This is a genomic window from Micromonospora sp. AMSO1212t (genome assembly GCF_008868145.1).
Lineage (GTDB): Bacteria > Actinomycetota > Actinomycetes > Mycobacteriales > Micromonosporaceae > Micromonospora > Micromonospora tulbaghiae.
Genome location: NZ_WBKS01000181.1, coordinates 1 through 8,739, shown reverse-complemented (window position 1 = coordinate 8,739; position 8,739 = coordinate 1). Strand labels below are relative to the sequence as shown.

The 8,739-nt window shown below is 73.1% G+C and carries 7 protein-coding genes; 3 read left to right on the top strand and 4 right to left on the bottom strand.

Annotated elements, in window-relative coordinates; genetic code table 11:
• From F8279_RS27920 to F8279_RS27910, 3 genes are all read right to left on the bottom strand, one after another.
• Window positions 1-1,037: SRPBCC domain-containing protein (locus F8279_RS27920; RefSeq protein ID WP_151501533.1), on the bottom strand; the 1,037-nt coding region annotated here is incomplete at its 3' end.
• A 21-nt stretch (window positions 1,038-1,058) separates the two neighbouring features.
• Window positions 1,059-2,390, bottom strand: a complete 1,332-nt coding sequence (locus F8279_RS27915) for a low temperature requirement protein A (protein ID WP_151501532.1) — start codon at window positions 2,388-2,390, stop codon at window positions 1,059-1,061.
• 87 nt (window positions 2,391-2,477) lie between these two features.
• Complete coding sequence (locus tag F8279_RS27910) at window positions 2,478-3,068, bottom strand: TetR/AcrR family transcriptional regulator (protein ID WP_091427072.1); 591 nt, start codon at window positions 3,066-3,068, stop codon at window positions 2,478-2,480.
• Window positions 3,069-3,188: 120 nt separating this feature from the next.
• Here F8279_RS27910 and F8279_RS27905 point away from each other — a divergent pair, with 120 nt between their 5' ends.
• On the top strand, window positions 3,189-4,829 hold the full coding sequence (locus F8279_RS27905) for an MDR family MFS transporter (protein WP_091427071.1): 1,641 nt from the start codon (window positions 3,189-3,191) through the stop codon (window positions 4,827-4,829).
• Between the two features lie 74 nt (window positions 4,830-4,903).
• Window positions 4,904-5,752: a phosphatase PAP2 family protein gene (locus F8279_RS27900; protein WP_091427070.1), complete on the top strand. Its 849-nt coding sequence runs from the start codon at window positions 4,904-4,906 to the stop codon at window positions 5,750-5,752.
• A 7-nt stretch (window positions 5,753-5,759) separates the two neighbouring features.
• Here F8279_RS27900 and F8279_RS27895 read toward each other — a convergent pair whose 3' ends face one another.
• Window positions 5,760-7,817, bottom strand: a complete 2,058-nt coding sequence (locus tag F8279_RS27895) for a cellulose binding domain-containing protein (protein WP_091427069.1) — start codon at window positions 7,815-7,817, stop codon at window positions 5,760-5,762.
• A gap of 246 nt (window positions 7,818-8,063) precedes the next feature.
• Here F8279_RS27895 and F8279_RS27890 point away from each other — a divergent pair.
• Window positions 8,064-8,739: lytic polysaccharide monooxygenase auxiliary activity family 9 protein (locus tag F8279_RS27890; RefSeq protein WP_225853439.1), on the top strand; the 676-nt coding region annotated here is incomplete at its 3' end.

The window sequence follows — 8,739 nt, the reverse complement described above, 5'->3', positions numbered from 1 at the left end:
GCGCAGGCGGCGGGGGCGTTGTGCGAGGGGTCGGGGTCGCGGACGTCGAAGCGGATGGTGGCGGACTCGCCGCCCGGCAAGGCGCTCCCGGTGAACGTGACCACTGGGCCGTCCTGTGTGGCCTCGGCCCCGCTCACGCTGCCCACTGTGGCACCGTCGTGCAGCGTCACGGTGACCGTCCACGCCGGACGCTGCGCCGGGCCGGGATTGCGCAGCACCACCTCGCCCCGGTAGCCGAAGACCCGGTCGGTGACCGTCTCGTAGGTGGCGCTCAGCGGCGCCGCGACCACAGTCGAGGCCCTCGGGCTCGGCGTACGGCTGGGCGTGGGCGACGGCGTCGGTGAGGGCGACGCGCTGCGGCGGCTGGCACTGGGTGTGGGCCGTGCGGTCGTGGGCCGGACGGAGGGCGCGGTGGTGGACGACGGCATGACCAGCGACGTCGTGGGCGTGGGCGCGGCCGGCGCGGGCGGCTCGCCGGCGGTGGCCCAAACCGTCGCCCCGGCCGCGGCGGCGATCAGCGTCACCGCACCGGCCGCCAGCAGCACGCGGCGCGGCCCGGGCCGGCGCTGATCGTCGCCGAGCAGCCGGACCACTGGCAGTTCGGCGGTCAGGCCGCCCTCGGCGCGGCGCAGGTCGACGTTCTGGAACGCCAGCCAGTCCAGGATCGCCGGCAGCCGTCCGGTCACGGCCTGTTCGTGCTGCTCGGCGCGGGCATCGGCGTCCCAGTCGCCCTCCTCGAGCACCTCGCGTACGGACAGCCGGGTGCCGTGCGCGGTGGGGGTCAGGTCGCAGGCGAGGCGGGTGGCCCGGCCGGCCTCCCGGCAGCGGACGACCAGCCGATCCGGCGCCCGCAGCTCGACGGTCTCCACCTCGGTGTCGCCGTCGTAGCCGGGCAGCGCGGCGGTGGCCAGGATCCACCGGTCGGACCCGGGCGCGCTGTCGGCGAACCACTTGGCCAGCAGCGCGCGTTCCGTGAGCGCCCGCCAGATCCGGGCGGGCGGGTGGAACAGGTCGACCTCGGTGACGATCTCGATCACGCGGAGACTCTAGGGCCTGTGTCAAGGTCGGTGCGGGGCACCGTCGCCGCCGTCGCGCCAGCGGGCCCGCCAGGCGGCCTCGCTCTCCTCGGCGCTGGCCTTCTCCTCGTGCATCAGCCGGCGCAACGCGACCCGGGAATCGGCGAAGATCACCAGCTCGGCTGCCACCAGGACCACGCAGATCGCGGTGAGCAGTCCCAGCGCGCCGAGCGCCGGCAGGTGCCGGCCGACCGGCAGCGCCGCGGCGAGCAGGGCCAGAGCCCCGACCCGGGTCCAGGACAGCGTCCGCAGCGCGCGCCACTGGAACGCCATGTTGGCGGCGAGGTAGAGGAGCACCCCACCGAAGAGCAGCGGCACCGCCGGCCCGTGGCCGCGCTCCATCGGGCCGCCCGCCGGGTCGGTGACGATCCGGACCAGTTCCTCGGCGCCGATCGCGAACAGGATCACCCCGGCGATCATCGGCAGGTAGAGGTAGGCGTACGCGTCGCGGGCCAGCGCCACCCGCGCGTGGCCCTGGGCGGCGTGCAGCGCGATCCGGGCGGCCGGGCCGGTCATGTCGAAGTGCGCCCACCAGAGCGCCGCGGTGAACAGGATGCCGAAGATCGCCGCCGGGATCGCCGGCCAGGTCACGGCCTGGCCGAGCAGGTTCCCGCCGACACCGACGGAGATGACCGACTCGCCCAGCGCGATGATCAGGATGAGGTCGTACCGTTCGGTCCAGTGCTCGGCTGAGGTGATCTTCCAGCCGTCGGTGCCGGCCAGCAGGCCGCTGCTGTACTGGATGGCCACCACGGCGATCCACAGCCCGTCGCGCAGCCACGGGCCGACCTCCGGGGGTACGCGTGGCGGCAGCAGCGCCGCCACCAGCAGCAGGGACGCGGTGACCAGCGCCTCGGGCAGGAACAGTCGCAGCTTGCGCCGGGCCGGCGGGTCGTCGCCGGTGGCGTACCAGTACAGCGCGGTGTGCACGAGCCGGATCACCACGTAGCTGATCGTGACCAGGATCGGCCCGGCGCTGCCCTTGTCCAGGTCGCCGAACGTCTGCGGCAGCGCGAGTGCGAACGTGAACAGCGCGATCATGCCGACCACCATGAGGATCGGCACGAAGCCCTCGCCGAGGCGCAGCCGGGCGGCGACCGCGCTGTGCACCACCCAGCACCACCAGAGCACGGCGAGCACCAGCAGCGCGTGGAGTAGTTCCCGGGGGGTCACGTTCGCGGCGGTGGCGCGCGTGATGATGAAGAAGGACACCACGAAGACGAGGTCGAAGAAGATCTCGAACCGGTCGACCCGGGTGGCGGGGGCGACGCCGGTCGCCGGCCCGAGCCCCTTGCGCCACCGGTCGCCACCCACCGGGCGAGTGTGTCAGCCCAGGTCAGATGGGATGTCGCTTTCGCCGGCCATTCCACCGGTCCGACGGGAGCAGCGGTCGGGGAGTGCTCAGCCGGTAGCCGGGGCGGCGTGGGCGAGCACGGCGCGCAGCACGTCGCGCAACGGCCGTCCGGGTTGCTCCAGCCATTCGTGGGCGGCGATCCGCAGGGACGCGAGGAACGTCGCGGCGACGATCCGGGCCCGCAGCGCCGCGTCGGGTCCGGTCAGCCGGCGGGTCAGCTCCGCGGCCATCTCGCGTTCCAGGGCCGCGTACGCGCCGACCTGATGGGCGGCCAGGCTCGGGTGGCCGTGCAGCCGCCGGCGCCGGTTGAGCCAGGGCTCGGCCGGGTCGTCGTAGCCGTCCTCGGCCTGGGCCAGGGCGGCCCGGGTCAGCGCCGCCCACGGCGACAGCTCGGCCGGCTGTTCCGCGACGAGCGTGAGGAGCCGGCGCAGCCGCAGCGTGTCGCCGTGGAAGAGGGCCTCTTCCTTGCCGCCGAAGTAGTTGGAGAACGTCCGCCGGGAGACGTTCGCGGCGTCGGCGATCGCCTCGACGGTGATCCGGTCGGGGCCGTGCTGGACGGCGAGGGACAGCGCCGCCTCGTGCAGCGCCAGGCGGGTGGCCGCCTTCTTCCGCTCCCGCAGCCCGGTGCACTCCTCCATGCTCCAAGCGTAGGTGACCCATTTCTCAATGGGCAAACTTGCCGACCGGGCAAGGTTTAGTGTTGATTGCTTGAGGCAACGAAGCGGCCACCCGAATCGACACACCTGGAGGACGCGCGCATGAGCGCACCCACCACGACGGCTGAGGCCGCACCCATGAGCAAGCGGAAGACGCTGGAGGCGCTCAGCGGTCTGCTGCTGGTGCTCTTCGTGGCCATGCTGAGCAGCACCGTGGTCTCGACGGCCCTGCCGAAGATCATCGGAGCGCTCAACGGCTCGCAGACGCAGTACACCTGGGTGGTCACCGCCACCCTGCTCACCGCCACGGCGACCACCCCGATCTGGGGCAAGCTGGCCGACCTGTTCAACAAGAAGCTGCTGATCCAGGTCGCCATCGTGGTGTTCCTGGTCGGCTCGGTCGCGGCCGGCTTCGCGCAGAGCGCCGAGCAGCTCATCGCCGCCCGCGCGTTCCAGGGCATCGGTGTCGGTGGTCTCCAGGCGCTGGTCCAGGTCGCCATCGCGGCCATGATCCCGCCGCGTGAGCGAGGCCGCTACAACGGTTACCTGGGTGGCGTGATGGCGCTGGCCACCGTCGGCGGCCCGCTGCTGGGCGGCCTCATCGTGGACACCTCCTGGCTCGGCTGGCGCTGGTGCTTCTTCGTCGGCGTACCGGTCGCGGCCGCCGCGCTGTTCCTGCTGCAGATCACCCTGAACCTGCCCACCGTGCGCCGGGCCAACGTCAAGATCGACTATCTGGGCGCCACGCTCATCGCCGCCGGCGTCAGCGTGCTGCTGATCTGGATCTCGTTCGTCGACGACTCGTTCGCCTGGATCTCCTGGCAGACCGGCGCCATGGTCGGCGGCTCGGTGCTGCTGCTCGCGCTCGCCGTCTGGGTGGAGGCACGGGCCGCCGAGCCGGTGGTGCCGCTGCACATCGTCCGCGAGCGCACCACCGCCCTGGCGATCCTGGGCAGCCTCGCGGTCGGCATGGCGATGTTCGGCGGCGCGGTCTTCCTCGGCCAGTACTTCCAGATCGGCCGCGGTTACAGCCCGACCGAGGCCGGCCTGCTCACCATCCCGATGATGGCCGGTGTGCTGATCTCCTCGATCGTGGCCGGCCGGATGATCACCGCCACCGGGAAGATCAAGCCGTACATCGTGTTCGGCTCCGTCGTGCTGGTCATCGGGTTCGCCATGCTCGGCACCATCGACCACGAGACGTCGCTGGTCTTCGTCGGCCTCGCGATGTTCATCGTGGGCGTCGGCGTCGGCATGACCATGCAGAACCTGGTGCTCGCCGTGCAGAACACGGTCGCGCTCAGGGACATCGGCGCGGCCAGCGCCAGCGTCGCGTTCTTCCGCTCGCTCGGCGGCACCATCGGCGTGTCCGTGCTCGGCGCGGTGCTGGCCCGCCGGGTCACCGACCGGATCACAGGCGACCTCGCCGCGGCCGGCATCCCCACCTCCGGCGGAGGCGGCGGCAGCACGCTCAACCTCGACGCGCTGCCCGAGCCGGTCCGGCAGATCGTCCGGGCCGCGTACGGGGACGCAACGGGGCACATCTTCCTGATCTCGGCCGCCATCGCGGTGGTGGGTATCGTTGCGGCGCTGCTGCTGCGCCCGGTCACCCTGCGTTCCAGCCTCGACCTGCCGGACACCGGCCGTTCGGTGGCGGTGGGGGCGGACGCCGTCGACGGCGCGCCCGCCTTCGACGAGGTGAGCGTGGACTCGGCCGGCCGGGAGGAACGCGCCCGCCGCTGAGCCCGTACCCCCAGGGCCGTCGCCGACCCCGGCGGCGGCCCTGGTCCATGCGGGGACGAACCGAAGGAGGAGCCGTGGACGCCACGCGGACCGCGCCCGCCCGCCTCGCCGCATGGCAGCGGGCCGCGCGTGAGCTGGCGCTCGTCGCCGTGCTCTTCCTGGCCTACAAGGCGGGCCGGCAGGTCGTCGCCGGGCACGCCGACCTGGCCCTGGCGAACGGCGAGTGGGTCTGGCGGCTGGAGCGGCTGCTGCGCCTGCCCGACGAGACGCTCGTGCAGGGGCCGCTGCTGTCGCACGAGCTGCTGGTGCGGCTGGCCAACTCCTACTACGCCTACGTGCACTTCCCGGCCACCGTGCTCTGCCTGGTCTGGCTCTGGCTGCGCCGCCCGGCCCACTACGTGCGGTTGCGGCGAGCCCTGGCGGCGCTGACCGCGGTGGCGCTGGTGCTGCACGTCTGCGTCCCGCTCGCGCCGCCGCGGCTGACCGCGCTCACCGGGATGGTCGACACCGGCACCCGGTTCGGCCCGAGCGTCTACGGACCGCCCGACACCGACCAGCTCAGCAACCAGTACGCGGCCATGCCGTCGCTGCACGTGGGCTGGGCGCTGGCGATCGCGCTGGCGCTGATGGCGGTCACCGCCGGGCGGCTGCGCTGGCTCTGGCTGCTCCATCCACTGGTGACAGCGCTCGTGGTGGTGGTCACCGGCAACCACTACTGGCTCGACGGCGTCGTCGCGGTGGCACTGCTCGTGGCGATCCTGGCCGTGCTGCCGCGGCCCGCGCCGGACCTGCCCGTACCCGTCTCGCCGGCCGGACCGGTGCGCCCGCACGTGGTGCCGGCGCCGCGCCGGGCCGGCCACCGCCGGAACCCGAAGGTCCCGGCGGCGGCCGACGTGCGGCTGCGGCCACCCGGCCGGGGCTGACCGTCGGTCAGCGCAGCGTGCAGACCGTCCCGTTGAGGCGGAACGCCCCCGGCGGCACGTTCGGCCCGCTGTACGCGCCGACGAAGCCCACAGTCGTGCTCCCGCCGTCGGCGGCGAGCCGCCGGTTGTCGGCGGTGGGCGTCACCCGGACGTCGCGGCCCTGCTGGTCCCAGGTGGCGCTCCACCCGCTGCTCACCTGCTGCCAGCCCGTCGGCCAGGTCCAGGTGAGCGTCCAGCCGTCGACGGCCTTCGCGCCCGTGTTGATCACCTCGACGTTCGCCACGTACCCGTTGCCCCAGTCGTTGTCGGCGTCGAACCGCACCGCGCAGGAGCTCTCGGCCGGGCTGCCGGTGGCGAACGTCAGCGGCGGGGACGACCACGAGACCCGTCCGGCGGTGTCCCGGGCCAGCACGTTGACCGTGTAGCGGGCGCCCGGTTCGAGGTTGCCCACCGTCAGCGACGTGCCGGCGGTCTCGCCGAGCTGCTCGCTCACCGCGCCGTGCTGGCGGTGCACCTCGTACTTCGCGATCGGCGCGGCGCCGGGCGTGGCCGCCGGCCAGGAGATGGTCGCCGCGCGGTCGGTCACCGCGCTCGCCGTCGGCCGGCCGGGGGCGCCGGGCCGCCCGGCCGAGCTGCCGGCCGGTCGCAGCACGAGCGTGGTGAGCGAGTACGGCGGCAGCGTCCGCGCGGTCGCGTCGCCCGAGCGGGCGGTGCTGATCCCGGTCGCGCCGTTGGCGAACGTGTGCACGGTCGGCGCCTCGTCGGCCGGGGTGAACCCGGCGTAGTCGAGCGCCACCGGGTGGGCGGTGTCCGGGTCCTTGTTGAGCAGCAGGACCGCGACGCTGCCGTCGGGCCGGCGGACCGCGTGCGCGGCGACCAGCGGCTCGTCGGTCCCGGCGCGGACGAGCTGGTCACCGGGCCGGGCGAACAGGTTCATCATGGACAACGCGTGGTACGGCGCGAACGGGGTGTTGAACGCCGGCTGGCACACCTCGCCGTCGCTCGTGCAGTTGCCGCTGGACAGCAGCCCGAAGTCGCCGTAGTCGGTCTGCCCGGCCACCTCGGAGACGGTGCCGATGCCGTTGTGCACGTTCCACCACTGCACCGTGAACACGCCCTGCTCCAGCAGGCCGCTGTAGGCGTCGGCCAGGAACAGCGCGCCCGGTGCGGTGGTACGGCCGGCGTCGACGTTCAGCTCGGTGAAGCTGATCCCGATCCGGTCCGCGCCGGGGCCGGCGTAGCGGGCGATCTGCTGGCGCAGCAGCCAGGCCGCGTCCGGCAGGTGGCTGGTGCGGGCCAGCGAGTCGGCGGCGCCGCCGCCCGGGTACCAGTGCACGTCCACGAAGTCGATCTTCGGGCCGGCGAGGGAGAGCACGGTCTGGTTCCACGGACCCGGGTCGGACCCGGCGGTGATGCCGTCCGGCCAGTTGCCGGGCATGGTGAGCACCGCGCCGACCTTGATGCTCGGGTCGACCGCCTTCATCGCGTCGGCGTACTCGATCACCAGCCGCGCGTACTGGGCGGCGCTCTTGTCCGGGTGGTCGTCGGCCTCCCAGGCCGAGCCGTAGTGGCCGTTGCCGTAGTTCTCGTTGCCGACTGTCCACCACTTCGCGCCGTAGCGCTTGGTGACGTTGGCGTAGCGGACCCAGGCCGCCGCCTCGGCGGGCGTGCCGGTGCCGTAGTTCGCGATGATCATCGGCTCGGCGCCGACGCGGCGGGCGCCGGCCATGAACGTGTCGAAGTCGGTGTTCGGTGCGACGTAGCCGCCGGGCGCGGTGTGCGTCTCCCAGTGGTAGATGTCGGCGTACGAGCCGCCGGGGTAGCGCAGCATCTTCACGCCCGCGGCCTTGAGCAGGTCGGACGTCTCGGCGCTCCCGAGCTGCGAGTCCCAGATGGCGTGGTTGACGCCGAGCGCGGTGGCCGGGACGGTGGCCAGCCCGGCTCTGGTGTTCACGGTCACGGTGACTGGGTCCGTGGGGTCGGCGGCGGCGACCGGCCCGCCGGCGGTGCCGAGCGCGGTGGCGAGCAGCAGCAGGCCGGCCGCGAACGCAGTGGGTCTTCTCATCCGGGGATGTCCTTCGGGGGGAGTGGGACGACGGGGAGATGCCCGGTTCTGCGTCGTCCTCCCGGACGCCTGGCGGCGGCGGGATGCCCACGAACGACGATCGGCTCCGCGCGGCGAGCCATCGATCAGGATCATACGCCCGGCGCTGGGCGTGCAGGGCTTAATTTATAGACAGGAGTCTTTACTGTTAACAATGTTTAATTTATGTTCGTGACACCTTCCGTTCCCCCCGAAGGAGTTGCCACCATGCGCCGAAGAATCACCCTCCCGCTGCTCACCGCCGGTGCCGTCACCGGCACGCTGGCACTCGCCGCGCCCGCGCAGGCCCACGGCTACGTCTCCTCGCCGCCCAGCCGCCAGGCGCTCTGCGCACAGAACCGGGTGCCCGACTGCGGCCAGATCAAGTACGAGCCGCAGAGCGTCGAGGGCCCCAAGGGCCTGCGGAGCTGCCACGCCGGCATCGCGCAGTTCGCGGTGCTCAACGACGACAGCCGCAACTGGCCGGCCACCTCGGTCGGCAGCACCGTCACGTTCACCTGGGTCAACACCGCCCGGCACGCCACCGCCAACTGGGAGTACTGGATCGGCGGCACCCGGGTCGCGGTCGTCGACGGCGGGGGCCGCCAGCCCGGCGCGACCGTGTCGCACACCGTCAACCTCGGCAGCTTCTCCGGCCGGCAGAAGCTGCTCGCGATCTGGAACATCTCCGACACCGCCAACGCGTTCTACTCCTGCGTCGACCTCCAGATCGGCGGCGGAGGCGGCAACCCGACGCCGACCCCCACCCCGACGGCTGCGCCGCGACCGGCCGGGCGGAGGCGGACGCGCGGCGGAGCCGGGGACCGGCCGGCTCCGCCGCGCGGGTACGCCGGCTCAGATCTGCTGCCACAGCGCCGGTACGTTCGGCGGCTCCCAGCCGGCG